This window comes from Amycolatopsis sp. CA-230715 (assembly GCF_018736145.1).
Classification (GTDB): domain Bacteria; phylum Actinomycetota; class Actinomycetes; order Mycobacteriales; family Pseudonocardiaceae; genus Amycolatopsis.
Window position 1 is genome coordinate 1,097,736 of record NZ_CP059997.1, and the last position, 17,355, is coordinate 1,115,090.

Here is a 17,355-nt window from a genome sequence, read left to right on the forward strand (position 1 = left end):
CCCAAAGTAGAAACCTTGCGGTAACAAACTCGGTCTTCGGCAACGCTTTCCCCCTTTCGAGCGACAAGTGATCGTCATCCATAAGGGGGATAGATGTTCAAGCGAAGACTTCGCTCACTTTCCGTCGCAGCAACCTGCGCCGCGCTCGCCCTCACGAGCACGGTCGTGCTGACGACCGGTACCGCGGCAGCGGCGGACGGGCCGCCGTCGCTGCCGAAGGGGTTCGTGCTCCTCGACTCGCCCAGCGGGCAGGCGGCGAAGGACCTCACCGATTTCTCGTACCTTCCCGACGGCACCGTGCTCAGCATCGGCAAGCAGGGCAAGGTGGCCTGGGTCGCCACCGACGGGCACGTCAACCAGCTCAGCCAGCTCTCCGTGGTCGCGACGCAGGACCTCGGGCTGGTCGGGCTCGCCGTCGCCCCGGACTACGCGACGTCGAAGAAGATCTACCTGGCCCGTTCGGTGCCGAACGCGAACGGCTACAGCCTCCGGGTCGCGAGCTGGACGGTCACCGGCGCGCCGGAGCCGACCGGGCTGGCGAACGAGCAGGTCCTGCTCGACTTCCCCGGCAAGAGCGACACGCACGCGGTGACCGGGCTCGTCGCCGCACCCGACGGCACGGTGTGGGCCTCCAGCGGCGACAACGCGGACTTCCGCGTCAACGGCGACCCCGCCGCGCTGCGCGCGCAGAACCTCGACCAGCCGCAGGGCAAGGTCCTGCACATGACCGCCGACGGCAAGGGCGTGCCGGGCAACCCGTACTACGACGCGGCCAACCCGGGTTCGGTGCGCAGCAAGGTGTTCGCGAGCGGTTTCCGCAGCCCGTTCCGGTTCTCGCTCAACCCCGGCACCGGGCTGCCGATCGTCGGCGACGTCGGCAACAACACCTGGGAGGAGGTGGACCTCGTCCAGCCGGGCGGCAACTACAAGTGGCCGTGCTGGGAGGCGAACGACGCGGTGCCCGCCTACGCCGGGGCCGCCGAGTGCAAGAACCTGGCGAACACGCCACCGCTGTGGGCCTACCGCCACGGCGACCCGAACAACCTCCCGCCGGAGAAGGGCAACAGCGTCACCGGCGGGATCGTCTACACCGGCGAGAGCTACCCGGAGGCCTATCGAGGCGCCTACTTCTTCGCTGACTACGTCGGAGCGAAGATCTGGTCGCTGAAGTTCGACGCGCAGGGCAAGCTGACCACGCCGCCGCAGAACCCACCACTGGCGATGAACATCGGCACGCCGGTGAAGTTCACCGCCGCGACGAACGGCGACCTCGTCTACGCCGACATCTGGACCGGCAAGCTGCGCAGGCTGGTCTACAGCGACAAGAACGCGCTCCCGGTCGCCAAGATCGCCAGCACCACCGACCCGGCGACGCGGATCGTGACCTTCGACGGCAGCGGGTCGTTCGACTACGACGGCGACACGAAGCTCACCTACAGCTGGGACTTCGGCGACGGGTCCGCCCCGGCGACCGGCGCGAAGGTGGCGCACGCGTACGCGACGGGCACGGACAAGTTCACCGCGACGCTGACCGTCAAGGATTCGCTCGGCGGGACCGGCACGGCGACCACCGCGGTGGCGCCGGGCAACCACACCCCGGTCATCGAGCTGACGACGCCGGGCGCGGCGACGTTCGCGGTCGGGGAACCGGTCGCGGTGTCGGCGAAGGCGACCGACGCCGAGGACGGTGACCTCGCCGTCGAATGGACGAGCCTGGTGAAGCACTGCCCCGGCGCGGCGAGCTGCCACTCGCACTTCGGCCCGTCCGGGACCGGCGCCTCGTTCTCGCAGCCGTTCACCGATCACCCCGACTCCAAGATGGAGTTCACCGCCACGGTGACCGACAAGGCGGGTGTGACCACCTCGGCGACCTACCTGGCGCAGCCGCGCGAGCACCGGGTGACGCTGAAGAGCAACGTCCCCGCCGCGCTGTCCATCCCGACCGAGGGCGACGGCACGAGCACGCAGCTCGTCACCGAGGGAACCAAGCTGGGGCTGGTCGCCGCCGACGTGGCGACCGACGGCGCCGCGGTGTTCACCGGCTGGGACGACGGCGTGACGTCGGCGCAGCGGGAGATCGTGGTCGGTGCCGGCGATGTCACGCTGACCGCGAACTACGCGAGCCCGATCGACGCGCGCTACAACGCCGAACCCGCGCTCCAGCAGACGCTCGGCTCGCCGACCGGACCGGAGATCGGCGAGGCGAACCTGCGCTACCGCACCTACCAGCGCGGCAGGCTGTACTGGACGAAGCAGTACGGCGTGCACGAGATCCACAACGCCAACCACACGAAGTACGTCTCGCTCGGCGGGCACGCGAAGTTCGGCGCGCCGATCACCGACGAGATCCAGGCCCCCGACGGCGTCGGCCGCTACAACGACCTCGCGGGCACGCCCGGGACGCTGGCGGCGTCGATCTACTGGACGCCGGCCAACGGGTCGTTCGGGGTCTGGGGTTCGATCAGGGAGAAGTGGGTCGCGCAGGGCGGGGCGGCCGGGCCGCTCGGCTACCCGGTGACCGACGAACTGACCCCGCCGGACGGGATCGGCCGCTTCAACCACTTCACCGGCACGCCGGGGACGAAGGCGGCGTCGATCTACTGGTCGCCCGCGAACGGGGCCCATTCGATCTGGGGCTCGATCCGCGAGCGCTGGTCGCAGGTCGGCTGGGAGACGGGCCCGCTCGGGTACCCGAAGACCGACGAGATGACCACGCCGGACGGCGTCGGCAAGTACAACCACTTCGACAAGGACGGCTCGATCTACTGGACGCCGACCACGCCCGCGTCGGACGTGTACGGCGCGATCCGGGTCAGGTGGGCGGCGCTGGGCTGGGAGCGGTCGTACCTCGGCTTCCCGCGCAGCGGTGAGTTCGGGAACTCGCTTGGCCGCCGAAACGACTTCCAGCGCGGCTACATCCAGTGGTACTCGGCCAACAACACCGTGGCGGACCGCCCCTACTGACGAGGCGAACGCCCTGACGCGAACCGCCCCGGATCGTCCACAAAGGACGTTCCGGGGCGGTTTTCGCGTTCGCGACCACTGGTACGAAGCGGTGATCGCGGTCACGCGGGGTCAATTCCGGCGACCGGGGCGTGGTAAAAGTTGCTTGCCACAACTGACTTTTCTGGGGGATGCACCGTGGTCGAAGGCCGTCGGCGAGCGGGTCCTGGCGTGATCGTCGCCGTGCTCTCCTCGTGCGGCATCGTCGCCGCGCTGATGCAGACCCTGGTGATGCCGCTGCTCCCGGCGCTGCCGACGCTCCTGCACACCACCGCGACCAGCGCGTCGTGGGTGCTCACCGCGACGCTGCTCGCGGGCGCGGTGTGCACGCCGATCAGCGGGCGGCTCGGCGACATGTACGGCAAGCGGCGCGTGATGCTGTGCTCGCTGCTGCTGCTCGTCGTCGGCGCCGTGCTGTCCGCGCTGACCGACTCGCTCGGCGCGATGGTCGCCGGGCGCGCGCTGCAGGGCTGCGCGATGGGCGCGATCCCGCTCGGCATCAGCATCATGCGCGACACGCTGCCCGCGCACCGGCTCGGTTCGGCGATGGCGTTCATGAGCGCGACGCTCGGCGTCGGCGGTGCGATCGGGCTGCCGCTGTCCGCGGTGCTCGCGCAGAACGCCGACTGGCACCTGCTGTTCTGGATCGCGGGCGCGCTGGGCGCGGTGAGCATGGCCGCGATCCGGTTCGTGGTACCGGAATCGCCGGTGCGGGCGGGCGGCCGGTTCGACTTCGCGGGCACCGCGGGGCTGGTGCTCGGGCTGAGCTGCCTGCTGCTCGCGGTGTCCAAGGGCGGCGACTGGGGCTGGACGAGCGGGCTCACCGTCGGGCTGCTCGCCGGTGCGCTGCTCGTGCTCTGCGGCTGGGCGGCGCTGGAGTACCGGGTGCGCGGGCCGCTGGTCGATCTGCGCGTGTCCACCAGGCGGCCGGTGCTGCTGACGAACCTGACCACGATCATGGTCGGGTTCGCGATGTACGCGCAGGCGCTGATCCTGCCGCAGCTCCTGCAGGCCCCGCTGGCGACCGGGTACGGGCTGGGGCAGTCGCTCGTGCTCGCCGGGCTGTGGATGGCGCCGAGCGGGCTGGTGATGATCGTGCTGTCGCCGGTGTCCGCGCGGATTTCCGCGGCGCACGGGCCGAAGACCTCGCTGATGCTCGGCATCGCGATCATCGCGGCAGGCTACGGCGGCGCGGTGTTCCTGATGGACGAGGTGTGGGAGGTCGTGCTGGTCTCGGTGGTGGTCAACTCCGGGGTCGCGCTGGCCTACGCCGCCATGCCCGCGCTGATCATGCGCGCCGTGCCGGTCACCGAGACCGGCGCCGCGAACGGGCTCAACGCGCTCATGCGCTCGCTCGGGACCGCGTTTTCGAGCGCGGTGATCAGCGCCGTGCTGGCCGCGCTCGCGATCTCCTTCGGCGGCGTGGCGCTCCCGTCGCGGGAGGGCTTCACCGTCGCGTTCCTGATCGCGGCCGGGGTCGCGCTCGCCGGGCTCGCCGTCGCGTCGGCGATTCCCGCGGCCACTCCCGGTGATCACGCGCCGGAGCGGGGTCGGATTCGCCACATCGCGGTACCCCGGGAGCACGCCGAACCCGCCGAACAACGACGATAGGACCATGGACTACGACGCGGACCTGCCGGCACACGTGGAGCGGGTGCTCGCGCGGTTCCTGCGCACCGCGGGCGAGCGGATCCGCGAGCTCGAACCCACCTTCGGCGAAGGGCTCGACGCGCTGTCCGGGTTCGTGCTCGGTGGCGGCAAGCGCTTGCGCCCGAGTTTCGCCTGGTGGGGCTGGCGGGGCGCGGGCGGCGACCCGGGTGACGCCGAGGGCGTGCTGCACGCCGTGGCCAGCCTCGAACTGATCCAGGCGTGCGCGCTGATCCACGACGACCTGATCGACTCGTCCGATTCGCGGCGCGGGTCGCCGACCGTGCACGTGGCGTTCGCGAAGGAGCACGCCGACCACGGCTGGCTCGGCCTGCCTTCGACGTTCGGGCAGGCCGCGGCGGTGCTCATCGGCGACCTGGCGCTGGCGTGGGCCGACGACATGTTCGCCGACGCCCCGCTCCCCCCGGCCACCCTCGCCTCGGCACGTCCGGCGTGGCGCGCGATCCGCACCGAGGTGCTCGCCGGGCAGTACCTCGACGTGCACACCCAGGTCACCGGCGACTCGTCGATCGACGCGGCGCTGCGCATCGACCGGCTCAAGACGGCCGCCTACACCGTCCAGCGCCCGCTGCACCTCGGCGCCGCGCTGGCCGGGGCGAGCGAGGAGCTGATCGGCACGCTGCTGGAGTTCGGCGGCGACCTCGGTGTCGCGTTCCAGCTCCGCGACGACCTGCTCGGCGTCTTCGGCGACCCGTCGGTGACCGGGAAACCCGCCGGGGACGACCTGCGCGAAGGCAAGCGCACCCTGCTCGTCGCGCTGGGCCTCGAGCACGCGGCGAAGCGGGGCAACGCCGCCGCGGCCGGGCTGATCGAAGCCGCCATCGGCGCGCCGAGCCTCACCGAGTCCGAAGTGGACGATGTGCGCGCGGCGCTGACCGAGGTCGGCGCCGTCGACGCGGTCGAGCGCCGCATCGAGGAGCTGACCGCGGCTTCGCTGGCCGCGCTGGAGCGCGCGCACCTCGCCGAGCCCGCGACGGCCGAGCTGACCGCGCTCGCCGCCAAGGCGACGAAGCGGACCTACTGACCGTGCGCACCGTGACCGGTCCCGCCGAGCACGTCGTGGTGGTCGGCGGCGGGCTCGCCGGGCTGTCCGCGACCTTGCACCTGCTCGGCGCCGGACGCCGCGTCACCCTGCTGGAACAGGACGACACCCCCGGCGGCCGGGCCGGGCGCCGGGTGCGCGGCGGCTACACGGTCGACACCGGGGCGAGCGTGCTGACCATGCCGGACCTGCTGGACGAGGCGTTCGCCGCGGTCGGCGGTTCGGTCGCGGAGCACCTGACGCTGACGAAGCTGGACCCGGCCTACCACGCCCGGTTCGCCGACGGCTCCGCGATCGCGGTGCGCACCGACGGGGCCGCGATGGAAGCGGAGATCAGGGATTTCGCCGGTCCGCGCGAGGCCGACGGCTACCGCCGCCTCCGCCGGTGGCTGACCGCGTTGTACGCGGCGCAGAAGGACCACTTCATCGGCGCCAACTTCGACTCGCCGCTCGACCTCGTCCGCCCAGAACTGGTGAAGCTCGCCGCGCTGGGCGGGTTCGGCAGGCTGGGCCCGAAAATCGGCCGCTTCTTGCACGACGACCGCGTCCGCAGGCTCTTCTCGTTCCAGTCGCTCTACGCCGGGCTCGACCCGATGCGCGCGATCGGCGCGTACGGCGTCATCGCGTACATGGACACCGTCGGCGGCGTCTACTTCCCCGACGGCGGGGTCGGCGAGGTCGGCGCCGCGATGGCACGGGCGGCGGAGGCCGCGGGCGCGCAGGTGCGCTGCAAGACCGAAGTCGCCTGGCTGGAACGGGTTTCCTCGCGGGTGCGCGCGGTGCGCACCAGGGCGGGCGAACGGATCCCGTGCGACGCGGTCGTGCTGGCCACCGAACTCGCCGGCGCGTACCGCCTGCTCGGCGCCAGTCCCCGCAGGCCGGTGCCGCTGCGGTACTCGCCGTCCGCGGTGGTGCTGCACGGGCGAGCCGAGCGGAGCTGGCCGGAACTGGGCCACCACACGATCTTCTTCGGCGACGCGTGGGAGCGGACGTTCCGGGAGATCATCCGCGACGGCGCGCTGATGAGCGATCCGTCGCTGCTCGTCACCCGGCCGACCGCGACGGATCCGCGGCTCGCGCCGGACGGCGGGCAGGTCGTCTCGGTGCTCGCGCCGGCGCCGAACCTGCGCACGGGGCGCGTCGACTGGGACCGCGTCGGCCCCGCCTACGCCGAAGACCTGCGCGCGACGCTGGCCGCGCGCGGGCTGACCGGGTTCGGCACCGAGTTCACCGTCGAAGAGATCGTGACGCCGCGGGACTGGCATGCGCGCGGCATGACGGCGGGCACGCCGTTCTCGCTCGCGCACACCTTCTGCCAGACCGGCCCGTTCCGGCCGGCGAACCTGGTGCGGGGCATGGACAACGTGGTGCTCGCCGGCTGCGGCACCACCCCCGGCGTCGGGATCCCGCCCGTGCTCATCTCGGGACGGCTCGCGGCCGCGCGGATCACGGGCCGGTGAAAGCGGCCGAGTTGGACGCCGCAGGCATCACCGACCCCGTGCTGCGCCACGCCTACGCCGCGTGCCGCCGCGTGAACGCCGTGCACGGCAAGACGTTCTTCCTCGCCACCCGCCTGCTGCCCGCGCGGGCACGACCGGCGGCGCACGCGTTGTACGGCTTCGCCCGCGCGGCGGACGAACTCGTCGACAACCCCGCGCCGGGCAGCGATCCCGAAGCGGGCCTGGCGCTGGTGGCGCACCGGCTCGACCTGGTGTTCGCGGGAAGCGAAACCGGGGATCCGCTGCTGGCCGCGTTCGCCGACACGGTGCGCCGGTACCGGCTCGACCGGGCGCTGTTCGACGCGTTCCTGCACTCGATGCGCATGGACCTTTCGGTGACCGCGTACCGGACCTTCGCCGAACTCGCCGAGTACACCCACGGCTCGGCCGCGGTGATCGGCCTGCAGATGCTGCCGCTGCTGGGCACCGAAGGGCCGCTCGCCGAGGCCGAACCGTACGCCGCCGCGCTCGGGGAAGCCTTCCAGCTCACCAACTTCCTGCGCGACGTCGGCGAGGATCTCGATCGGGGGAGGCTGTACCTGCCGCTCGACGAACTCGCCGCGTTCGGCGTCGACCGCGAGCTGCTGCGGTGGTCGAAGCGCACCGGGCGGCACGACCGGAGGATCCGCCGCGCGTTCGCCGCGCTGGTGGCGCGCAACCGGGCGGTCTACCGGCGGGCCGAGCCCGGGATTTCCTTGCTGCGCAAGGAGTCCCGGCCCTGCGTGCACACCGCGCGCGTGCTGTACGAAGGCATCCTCGACGAGATCGCCGCCTGCGGCTACGCCGTACTGGCCCGGCGGGCGGTCGTTCCCGCGCACCGCAGGTTCGCGGTCGCCGCGGGCGCGTGGGCCCGTTCGCGAGTTCGGCACGGATAGCGCATCTTCGCCTACGCTCGGACACATGACTGACAGGAAGCTTCGCGTCGGGGTGCAGATCCAACCGCAGCACGCCGACTACGCCGCCATCCGTCGCGCCGCCTCCGAGGCCGAAGAGCTCGGGGTCGACATCGTCTTCAACTGGGACCACTTCTACCCGCTCACCGGTGATCCCGACGGCAAGCACTTCGAATGCTGGACCATGCTCGGCGCGTGGGCCGAATCCACCAGCAGGGTCGAAATCGGCGCGCTGGTCACGTGCAACAGCTACCGCAACCCCGAGCTGCTCGCCGACATGGCGCGCACCGTCGACCACATCAGCGACGGCAGGCTCGTCCTCGGGATCGGCTCCGGCTGGTTCGAGAAGGACTACGACCAGTACGGCTACGAGTTCGGCACCGCGGGCGGGCGCCTCGACGACCTCGCCGACGCGCTCCCCCGCATCGAAAAGCGCCTCGGCGCGCTCAACCCGGCGCCCACCCGCAAGATCCCGGTGCTCATCGGGGGCGGCGGCGAGAAGAAGACGCTCAAGCTGGCCGCCCGGCACGCCGACATCTGGCACGGCTTCGGCGACCCCGAAGTGGTCGAGCGCAAGGTGAAGATCCTCGACCAGCACTGCGCCGACGCGGGCCGCGACCCGGCGGAGATCGAGCGCTCGTGCGGCGTGCGGGGCGAGCCCGGCGAACTGGGCCCGAAGCTGCGCGATCTCGGCGTCTCGTTGTGCACCGTCGGCATCGGCGGCCCGGACTACGACCTCGGCCCGCTGCGCAAGTGGATCGCCTGGCGCGACGCCGAAAACGGCTGAGCCCCGGAAGCGCCTGCCCCGCCCCGAAGGATGCTCCCGCCCTCCACGGGAGTGCGAAAAGTGGCGCTAGGCGCCCCGAAGGTCACCTTCGGGGCATCCGGGCGCGGCGTCAGAAGGCCATGGCTTGGGCGCGGCGCTTGACCTCGCTGCCGTGGCTGGTGCGCAGCGCCTGGATCGGGCTGGCGCCGGGCAGCGACTCGTCCCGTTCGAAGAGCCAGCGCAGCATCTCGGTCCGGCCGAACCCGGCGTCCGCGAGCACCGTGATGGTGCCGCCGAGGCCCTTCACCACGCCTTCCTTGGTCAGGAAGGCGGCGGGCACCACGAGGTCGCCGTCGCGGCGCACCGCGATGAGCTGCCCTTCCCGCAGCATCTGCCGGACCTTGTTCGCCGAGACGCGCAGGGCCGCGCTGACCTCGTCGAGCGAAAGCACGGTGACATCGGGTTCGAGGACGTCGTCAGCGACGGGAATCGCACTCACGGCTAATACTGTGCCACATTCTGACGCTGTGCCATATTCGGCGTCACGCGCAGCGACATCGCACCGAAGCCGTAACGAACACCCGGGTCCAGCACCTTTTCGGTACCGGGGCGCGTCCACCGCACATGGCCCTATCCGTACGATCGTCAACCGTGACAACCGCGGACACCAGCCTCGTCGGTGCGCTCCTCGAACGCCGATACCGGGTCGACAAGCTGCTCGCGCGCGGCGGCATGTCCTCGGTGTACCGCGGCGTCGACACGCGGCTCGACCGCAGGGTCGCGATCAAGATCATGGACCCGAGGTTCGCCGACGACCGCTCGTTCGTCGACCGGTTCGAGCGCGAAGCGCGGTCGGCGGCGAAGCTGCACCATCCGAACGTGGTCGCCGTGCACGACCAGGGCGTGGACACCGTCGGCGACAACGGCTGCGTGTTCCTGGTGATGGAGCTCATCGACGGCGGCACGGTCCGCGACCTGATGGCCGAGCGCGGCGGCGCGCTGGACGTGGCGCTGGCGCTGAGCGTGGCCGAGCCGGTGCTCGCCGCGCTCGCGGCCGCCCACGACGCGGGCCTGGTGCACCGCGACGTCAAGCCCGAGAACGTGCTCATCGGCCGCAACCCCAGCGGCGCGGGCGCCGGTGTGGTCAAGGTCGGCGACTTCGGCCTGGTGCGCGCCGTCGCGAGCGCGGGGACGACCAGTTCGAGCGTCATCCTCGGCACCGTCGCCTACCTCTCCCCCGAGCAGGTCACCACGGGGGCGGCGAAGGAACGCGGCGACGTGTACTCGGCCGGGATCCTGCTCTACGAGATGCTCACCGGGCAGCCGCCCTACACCGGCGACACCGCGCTGTCGGTCGCCTACCGCCACGTCAACGACGACGTGCCCGCGCCGGGCCGGATCCGGCCGGGTATCCCGCCCGCGCTCGACGACCTCGTGCTGCGGGCGACGCGGCGCGACCCCGCCGCCAGGCCCGCCGACGCCGGTGCCTTCCTCGCGGAGCTGCGCCGCGTCCGCGCCGAGCTGGGGCTCACCGCGGTGCCGGTGCCGGTCCCGCTGAGCGAGGAAGCGCCGGAGGAGCGCACCGACGTCGACGCGACCAGGCCCGCGATGGCCCCGGTCGCCGGGCCGTCGGGACCACGCGGCACCAGGGCGATGCCCAGGATGGCACCGCCCGCGGCGCCCGTGGCCGCGCCGACCGCGATGACCGCGCCGGTCGCCGCGCCACCACCGCCGACCGGCCCGCAGCAGGCGGCCGCGGCCGCCGGGCCGCCCCCGCGCAAGCGGGGCAAGACGATCGCGCTGCTCGCCGTCGCGGTGCTCCTGCTCGGCGGGCTCATCGGAACCGGGGTGTGGTGGTTCTCCGGCGGCCGGTACGTCGCCGTGCCGCAGGTCGTCGGCCTGGACCAGCCCGCGGCGGAGAAGGCGATGCGCGAAGTGTCGCTGGCCCCGAAGTTCACCAAGGAACGCAACAACACCACGCCGCAGGGCAAGGTGATCCGCACCGATCCCGGCACCGGCGCGCAGGCGCTGCAGGGCGACGAGGTGTCGGTGGTGCTCTCGCTCGGCCGCCCGACGGTGCCCGACATCGCGCAGGGCACGCCGGTGGAGGACGCCAAGAAGGCGGTCACCGACCAGCAGCTCACCCTGACGCGCGACTCCGCGCTCGACGACTACAGCGACACGGTGAACAAGAACACGCTGCTGGTCCTCAACCCGAAGGCGGGCACCCAGCTCGACATCGGCGGCACGGTCCGGTTCGGCGTGTCGAAGGGACCGCGCCCGATCCCGGTGCCCGACGTGCTCGGGCAGAGCAAGGACGCGGCCTTCGCGGCGTTGCGGGCGAAGGGGTTCGACCCGGTCGACGCGGGCCAGGAGTTCTCCCCCGACGTCGCCGCGGGCAGCGTGACCCGGACCGACCCGGTGGCGGGCAGTACCGGCGGTAAGCGCGTCAACGTGTGGACGTCGAACGCGGTGGAGGTACCCGGGGTCACCGGCAGGACCATCGAGGACGCCATGAAGGCGCTGACCGAAGCCGGGCTGAAACCCCAGCGCGGCAACGGGGACAACGGCGGCGACAACGGGGACGGCGGCGACGAAGGCGACGGCGACGGGCACGGCGGCGGCCGCAAGCACGGCGGGTTCGGGTTCGTCATCGGGCAGGATCCCGCCGCGGGCACCAAGGTCCAAAAGGGCAGTGTCGTCCGGCTGACCACGTTCCCATGAGACGAATGGCCGACACCGAAGTGGCGGTTACGGGGAATTCCCGTTAGGTATTAGCGTCGGCGAAACACGTCGACCACCCCCGTGACATGTCGGCGTGCTGCACTGGACCGCGTCTCGCCCCCCGCGCCGAAGGAGGTCCACTGTGGACCGGCTCAGCGGACTCGACCTCGCTTTCCTTTGCCTGGACAGCAAAACCACGCCGATGCAGATGGGCGCGGTGGCGATCTTCGACGGCGAGCCCGCCGCCGATCTGCCCGCCGTGCTGGGGGCGCGGGCGCTGCGGATCCCGAAGCTGCGCCGCTACCCGCGCCCGACCCTGTTCCCGCCCGGCGGTGCGGAGTGGACGGACGACGAGGACTTCACCCCGTCCCGGCACGTGCAGCTGCACCGGCTCACCGCGCTTTCCGCGCTGTACAACGAAGATCCGCTCGCCGAGCACGCGGCGCGGTGGCTGGCCGAGCCGCTCGACACGACCGCGCCCCTGTGGGCACTGCAGATCGTCGGCGGGCTGCCCGGCGGCGGGTTCGCGCTGCTGCTGAAACTGCACCACGCGCTGACCGACGGCGCGGGCGCGTTCTCGGTGGCGGCCGGGCTGCTCGACGACTCGCCGGTCACCAGGGCCGCGGCGGCGGAACCGGCGCGGGGATCGCGGGCGCGGACGGTCCGCGACCAGATCTCCGCCGCGGTCACCGGCGCGGGGATCGCGACCTCGGTGGTACGCGCGGTACGGCCCTCCCTGTCGGCGCCGATGAGCGCGCCCGCGTCACCGGAGCGGCGGCTCGCGTTCACCAGGATCGACACGGCCGATCTCCGGCGGATCAGGTCGGCGCACGGCGGCACCGCCAACGACGTGGTGCTGGCGATCCTCACCGGCGCGCTGCGGGACTGGCTGGTCAACCGCGGGCACCGCGCCGACGCGGGACCCGTGCGCGCGCTGGTTCCGGTGAGCGTGCGCGGACGGGGCGGGACCGAAGCGGGCAACCAGCTTTCCGGGTACCTGTGCGATCTCCCGGTGCACCTCGACGACCCGGTGGCGAGGCTGCGCGTGGTCCGGCGCGAGATGGACCGCCACAAGACAGCGGGCCCCTTCGGCGACGCCGGCGCGGTGCCCAAGCTCGCCGAGACGCTGCCTCCCGCCGTGCACCGGCTGGCGACCGGTGTCGCGGGGCGCGCCGCCGGTCTGCTGTTCGACACCGTGATCACGAACGTGCCGCTGCCGTCGGCGCCCCTGTCGCTCGGCGGCGCACCGCTGCGAGAGGTGTACCCGGTGGTCCCCCTAGCCGCGCGGCAGGCGGTGGGCATCGCGGCCGCGTCCTGCCGCGGCTCTGTCCACATCGGACTCCAGGCGAACGCGGCCGCGGTGGACGACCTCGGCTCGCTGCGCGACGCCGTGCTCAAGTCCTCCGCTGCCCTGCTGGGGCGCAGCTGATCCGCCTCAAGCGAAAACCTCGCGGGGGATGCGGTCGAGGAGGTCGCAGAGGAAGTCCGCGTCGGCGTGCAGGTCGTCCGGATCGACCTCGCCGTGGCGCCAGGTGATGATCTCGGTGCCCTGGATGCGGAACGGGGTGTGCCCCGCGCGCGGGTCCTCGCGCAGCCACGCCCTGACGTCGGCCATCAGCAGGTCGCGGGCGAACGCGGCGTCCTCGGCCTTGACCTCGAACGCCGCGTCGAACTCGGGGTCGCCGATCTCCTTGACGCCGAGCCCGAACCCGCGGACCCTGCCGCCGCCGCGCATGCTGACCGCCACGCCCGGTTTCGGTGACGGGAGCCCGACGGTGGTGATCCGGTAGGTCGCGCCGGTGTCCGAAGAGGCGAAGTCGAGCTGGAACACCGTCGCCGCGCGATCGCGGTACTCGCCGCGGAAGACGTGGTTCGCCGTGCGCCCGCCTGCCACCTGGTCGAACGGCTCGCCGGAATAGCGGTCCGCGAGCGCCGGATCCGCGCTGTCGTACTGCCAGCCCAGCCGCGCGGCGGCCTCCGCGCGCGCGTCGCGCCCGCGCCGTTTCTTCCGCCAGTGGTAGCAGGCGTACCCGCCGAGCAGAACCACCGCGATCCCGAACCAGACCCAGTCCCAGTCCACGTCTTCTCCCCGCCCCTTTTTCCACGCCCGGCAAACGCTAACCAACTCGCATTCATGACGCAAGGGAATCGGTCGGCTACCCACCGTCGGGACCGGCCGCGGTTCACCTGTCCGGGACGCGCCACGACCCGAATGGCCAATTGCCGCCCCCGGTGCGGTCGACCACCGTGGGATGTCGTTCACCGGAACGGGACCCGGACCGACGCGAGGGGCGGACGATGGCGAGCGAGTTCCAGAGACGCAAGATCACCACGGTCTTTTCGGCCATGGACGCCGATCACGACGGCTTCCTCGACGAGTCGGACTTCGAGGCGCTCGCGGCGCGGTGGACCGGTGTCCGGGGCGGGGAACGGGGCACGCCGGACCACGAGCGGCTGCGGTCGATCATGATCGGGTGGTGGGCGATCCTGCTGGCTTCGTCGGATCTCGACCGCGACGACAAGGTGACCCTCGACGAGGTCCTCGCCGTGGTGGACCGGTTGCCCAAGACGATCGAAGCGGTCACGGCCACCGCGGACGCCATGTTCGAAGCGGTCGACGAAAACGGCGACGGCCGCATTTCGGAACCCGAATACCGGCGCATGATCGAGGCGTGGACGGGGCGGACCGACACCGGCGAGATCTTCGCGCTGCTGGACCTCGACGGCGACGGCACCCTTTCGAAGGCCGAGTTCGCCGAGCACTGGGTGGAGTTCTGGGCGGGCGACGATCCCGCCGCCCCCGGTTCCTCGGTGTTCGGGAAGGTCGGCCAGGACGAGCAGTAGCCGGGCCTCCCCAGCCCCTGGGAAACGCTGGGTGAGCAATTGGCAAATAGGGGGCTTTCCAGGAAATTCGGCCACTTGGTCCAGTGACACCCCTGCCCCAGCTGTAACAGAATTATTCCGCGTGACGCTCCCTGCATCCGCGTCACGCGTCAGTCGAGGGCATTCGAAAGGACCAACCGATGAGAACCGGGAATCCAGGGCGCCGTCTCGCGTGCGCCGTGGCGGCGATGTCCGCCTGCCTGCTCGCCACGACCACCGCGACCGCGACCGCCGCACCGCCACCGGCGCAGCCGTCCGAGGACAACCACGCCATGGGCGCGTCGATCGCGGCGCACGAGGGCATCAGCCAGGCTTCGACCGCGGGCATCACCCCCGCCGCCGATCCCGCCATCGCGGCGAGCGTCGCGGGCATCGACGTCAGCAGCTACCAGGGCAACGTCAACTGGCAGTCCTACTGGAACGCCGGGAAGCGCTTCGCCTACGTGAAGGCGACCGAGGGCACCGGGTACCGCAACCCGTACTTCACCCAGCAGTACAACGGTTCCTACAACGTCGGCATGATCAGGGGCGCCTACCACTACGGGCGGCCCGACGTCTCCGGCGGCGCCGCGCAGGCCGACTACTTCGTCGCGCACGGCGGCGGCTGGTCGAAGGACGGCAAGACGCTGCCCGGCACGCTCGACATCGAGTGGGGCCCGAACAACGCCTGCTACGGGCTGAGCCAGTCCGCGATGGTGTCGTGGATCAAGGCGTTCAGCGACCAGTACCACAAGCGGACCAGCCGCTGGCCGGTCATCTACACCGCGACGAGCTGGTGGAGCCAGTGCACCGGCAACCGGGGCGATTTCAGCTCGACCAACCCGCTGTGGGTGGCGCGCTACGCCTCCGCGCCCGGCACGCTGCCGTTCAAGTGGGGCTTCTACACCATCTGGCAGTACAGCTCCTCGCCGATCGACCAGGACAGCTTCAACGGCTCGATCGACCGGGTGAAGGCACTGGCCAACGGCTGATCCCCACCGTCCACATCGGCCGGTCGCGCGACCGGCCGATGTGGACGGACAACGGAAAACCCCTCGGCGGCAACGGTTTCAGCTCAGGTGGTGGACCTCCTGCAGGCCGTACACCGGGGTCGGGATCCCTGCCCAGCGCGCCTTGAGCTGCAACGCGAGGTACAGCGAATAGTGCCGTGACTGGTGCAGGTTGCCGCCGTGGAACCACAATCCGTCCTGCTGGGTCGGCTTCCACATGTTCCGCTGCTCCCCCTCCCACGGCCCGGGGTCCTTCGTGGTGTCGGAACCGAGGCCCCAGCACTTGCCCACCTTGTCGGCGACGTCCTGCCCGATCAGATCGGCGGCCCAGCCGTTCATCGAGCCGTAGCCGGTCGCGTAGACCACGAGGTCCGCCTCCAGCTCCGTGCCGTCCGCGAGCACCACGGAATCCTCGGTCAGCTCGCGCACTTCCCCGTGTGCCAGCTTGATGTCGCCGTTCGCCACGAGTTCGGCGGCACCGACGTCGATGTAGTACCCGGAGCCGCGCCGCAGGTACTTCATGAACAGCCCCGACCCGTCGTCACCCCAGTCGTGCCGGAACCCGGCGGCCTCCAGCCGCCGGTAGAAGTCCGCGTCGCGTTCCGCGATCGCGGAGTACACCGGGATCTGGAACTCGTGCATGATCCGGTACGGCAGCGAAGCGAAGGTGAGATCCGCCTTCTGCGTGGTCATCCCGCCCGCCACGGCGCGCTCGGAGTACAGGTCGCCGAGGCCGAGTTCCATCAGCGAATCGGATTTGACGATATGCGTCGAAGACCGCTGCACCATGGTGACGTCCGCGCCCGATTCCCACAGCGCGGCGCAGATGTCGTGCGCGGAGTTGTTGGAGCCGACGACCACGGCCCGCTTTCCCCGGTACGCCTCCGGCCCCGGGTGCGCGCTCGAGTGGTGCTGGTCGCCGGTGAACCGCTCCTGGCCGGGAAAGCTCGGCAGGTTGGGCTTGCCGGACATCCCGGTGGCGAGCACGAGTTGCTTGGGCCGCAACGTGATCTGCTCGCCGTCGCGGTCGACGCGGACGGTCCACTCGCCGGTCTCCTCGTCGTAGGAGGCCGAGGTGCAGGTGGTCGAGGTCCAGTACGGCACCTCCATCACCCGCGTGTACATCTCCAGCCAGTCGCCGATCTTGTCCTTCGGCGCGAACACCGGCCAGGTGTCCGGGAAGGGCAGGTACGGCAGGTGGTCGTACCACACCGGGTCGTGCAGGCACAGCGTCTTGTAGCGGTTGCGCCACGAATCGCCCGCGCGCGGATTGCGCTCGACGACCAGCGCGGGCACGCCGAGCTGGCGCAGCCGCGCACCGAGCGCGATCCCGCCCTGCCCGCCGCCGACCACGACGACGTAGGGCTGCCGGGTGTAGCCGAGCTCGGCGTCCTCGTCGGCACGCTGGTCGGCCCAGGTGCGCCGGTCGGGGTCCGCGCCGTGCACCGCGCCCTTCGGCCGGTACTCCCCGCGCGGCTCCTCGTGCCCCTTCAGCTCGTACAGGGTGGTCAGCAGCGTCCACGCGCCCTCGTCGGTGAGGCGGAGGTGCCCGCGGCCGCGCCCGGCCGCCGTCTCGAACTCCAGCCACGCCGAGGTGACCCCGTCGGCCTCTTCCGGCGGCTCGCTGGTGCGGAAACCGGACGGGTCGATGTCGTCGAGCCGCGAGGTCAGCATGTCTGTGACGCCGTCACGCCCCTCCACGGTCTTGATGTTCCAGGTGAACGCGATCAGGTCGCGCCAGAAGCTGTCGACGGCGAACATCCCGGCCGCGCGCCGCACGTCGCGGGCGGACAGCGCGGCCTCGAAGTCCGCCAGCCACGCGTCCACCCGCCGCTGCGGGGTCATCTCGGCGGGGTCGGCGTGCGCCGGCTGGACGGTCTGGGTCATC

The 17,355-nt window shown here is 71.6% G+C and carries 13 protein-coding genes; 10 read left to right on the plus strand and 3 right to left on the minus strand.

Annotated features, from left to right (window positions below):
• Positions 1 to 93 precede the first annotated feature (93 nt).
• The 6 genes from HUW46_RS05265 to HUW46_RS05290 all read left to right on the plus strand — a co-directional run bounded on the left by HUW46_RS05265 (position 94) and on the right by HUW46_RS05290 (position 8,892).
• Positions 94 to 2,964 carry a PQQ-dependent sugar dehydrogenase gene (locus HUW46_RS05265; RefSeq protein WP_215546199.1) on the plus strand — a complete coding sequence of 957 codons (2,871 nt, stop codon included), beginning with the start codon at positions 94 to 96 and terminating at the stop codon, positions 2,962 to 2,964.
• A 177-nt stretch (positions 2,965 to 3,141) separates the two neighbouring features.
• Positions 3,142 to 4,614 carry an MFS transporter gene (locus HUW46_RS05270; protein WP_256451418.1) on the plus strand — a complete coding sequence of 491 codons (1,473 nt, stop codon included), beginning with the start codon at positions 3,142 to 3,144 and terminating at the stop codon, positions 4,612 to 4,614.
• Positions 4,615 to 4,618: 4 nt separating this feature from the next.
• On the plus strand, positions 4,619 to 5,695 hold the full coding sequence (locus HUW46_RS05275; RefSeq protein WP_215546200.1) for a polyprenyl synthetase family protein: 1,077 nt from the start codon (positions 4,619 to 4,621) through the stop codon (positions 5,693 to 5,695).
• Between the two features lie 2 nt (positions 5,696 to 5,697).
• Complete coding sequence (crtI, locus tag HUW46_RS05280; RefSeq protein WP_215546201.1) at positions 5,698 to 7,173, plus strand: phytoene desaturase family protein; 1,476 nt, start codon at positions 5,698 to 5,700, stop codon at positions 7,171 to 7,173.
• The gene (locus tag HUW46_RS05285; protein ID WP_215546202.1) at positions 7,170 to 8,087 is read left to right on the plus strand and encodes a phytoene/squalene synthase family protein; all 918 of its coding nucleotides are present in this window, start codon (positions 7,170 to 7,172) and stop codon (positions 8,085 to 8,087) included. Before crtI ends, HUW46_RS05285 begins: the two co-directional genes overlap by 4 nt.
• Before the next feature lie 25 nt (positions 8,088 to 8,112).
• On the plus strand, positions 8,113 to 8,892 hold the full coding sequence (locus tag HUW46_RS05290; RefSeq protein ID WP_215546203.1) for an LLM class F420-dependent oxidoreductase: 780 nt from the start codon (positions 8,113 to 8,115) through the stop codon (positions 8,890 to 8,892).
• A gap of 109 nt (positions 8,893 to 9,001) precedes the next feature.
• On the opposite strand, the gene HUW46_RS05295 is transcribed toward HUW46_RS05290, so the two are convergent.
• A complete protein-coding gene (locus HUW46_RS05295) occupies positions 9,002 to 9,370 on the minus strand; it encodes an Rv2175c family DNA-binding protein (protein WP_215546204.1) in 369 nt (122 codons plus the stop codon).
• A gap of 152 nt (positions 9,371 to 9,522) precedes the next feature.
• Between HUW46_RS05295 and HUW46_RS05300 the strand changes: the two genes are divergently transcribed.
• Entirely contained in the window at positions 9,523 to 11,595 is a 2,073-nt protein-coding gene (locus tag HUW46_RS05300; protein ID WP_215546205.1) for a Stk1 family PASTA domain-containing Ser/Thr kinase, read from the plus strand.
• 142 nt (positions 11,596 to 11,737) lie between these two features.
• Positions 11,738 to 13,024: a wax ester/triacylglycerol synthase family O-acyltransferase gene (locus HUW46_RS05305; RefSeq protein WP_215546206.1), complete on the plus strand. Its 1,287-nt coding sequence runs from the start codon at positions 11,738 to 11,740 to the stop codon at positions 13,022 to 13,024.
• Between the two features lie 6 nt (positions 13,025 to 13,030).
• Here the strand turns inward: HUW46_RS05305 and HUW46_RS05310 are convergent, their stop codons facing one another.
• Positions 13,031 to 13,675 (minus strand): hypothetical protein, encoded by a 645-nt coding sequence (locus tag HUW46_RS05310; protein WP_215546207.1) that lies wholly within the window; start codon positions 13,673 to 13,675, stop codon positions 13,031 to 13,033.
• A 218-nt stretch (positions 13,676 to 13,893) separates the two neighbouring features.
• Here HUW46_RS05310 and HUW46_RS05315 point away from each other — a divergent pair, with 218 nt between their 5' ends.
• Positions 13,894 to 14,439: an EF-hand domain-containing protein gene (locus tag HUW46_RS05315; RefSeq protein WP_215546208.1), complete on the plus strand. Its 546-nt coding sequence runs from the start codon at positions 13,894 to 13,896 to the stop codon at positions 14,437 to 14,439.
• A gap of 179 nt (positions 14,440 to 14,618) precedes the next feature.
• Positions 14,619 to 15,449: a lysozyme gene (locus tag HUW46_RS05320; RefSeq protein WP_215546209.1), complete on the plus strand. Its 831-nt coding sequence runs from the start codon at positions 14,619 to 14,621 to the stop codon at positions 15,447 to 15,449.
• A 78-nt stretch (positions 15,450 to 15,527) separates the two neighbouring features.
• Here HUW46_RS05320 and HUW46_RS05325 read toward each other — a convergent pair whose 3' ends face one another.
• Positions 15,528 to 17,354, minus strand: a complete 1,827-nt coding sequence (locus HUW46_RS05325) for a flavin-containing monooxygenase (protein WP_215546210.1) — start codon at positions 17,352 to 17,354, stop codon at positions 15,528 to 15,530.
• Position 17,355 lies beyond the last annotated feature (1 nt).

Bases quoted from the DNA above. Each gene is read 5' to 3' on its own strand.
- HUW46_RS05315 (WP_215546208.1), top strand. From the start codon at position 13,894: ATGGCGAGCGAGTTCCAGAGACGCAAGATCACCACGGTCTTTTCGGCC.
- HUW46_RS05325 (WP_215546210.1), bottom strand. From the start codon at position 17,354: ATGACCCAGACCGTCCAGCCGGCGCACGCCGACCCCGCCGAGATGACC.
- HUW46_RS05320 (WP_215546209.1), top strand. From the start codon at position 14,619: ATGAGAACCGGGAATCCAGGGCGCCGTCTCGCGTGCGCCGTGGCGGCG.
- HUW46_RS05265 (WP_215546199.1), top strand. From the start codon at position 94: ATGTTCAAGCGAAGACTTCGCTCACTTTCCGTCGCAGCAACCTGCGCC.
- HUW46_RS05290 (WP_215546203.1), top strand. From the start codon at position 8,113: ATGACTGACAGGAAGCTTCGCGTCGGGGTGCAGATCCAACCGCAGCAC.
- HUW46_RS05275 (WP_215546200.1), top strand. From the start codon at position 4,619: ATGGACTACGACGCGGACCTGCCGGCACACGTGGAGCGGGTGCTCGCG.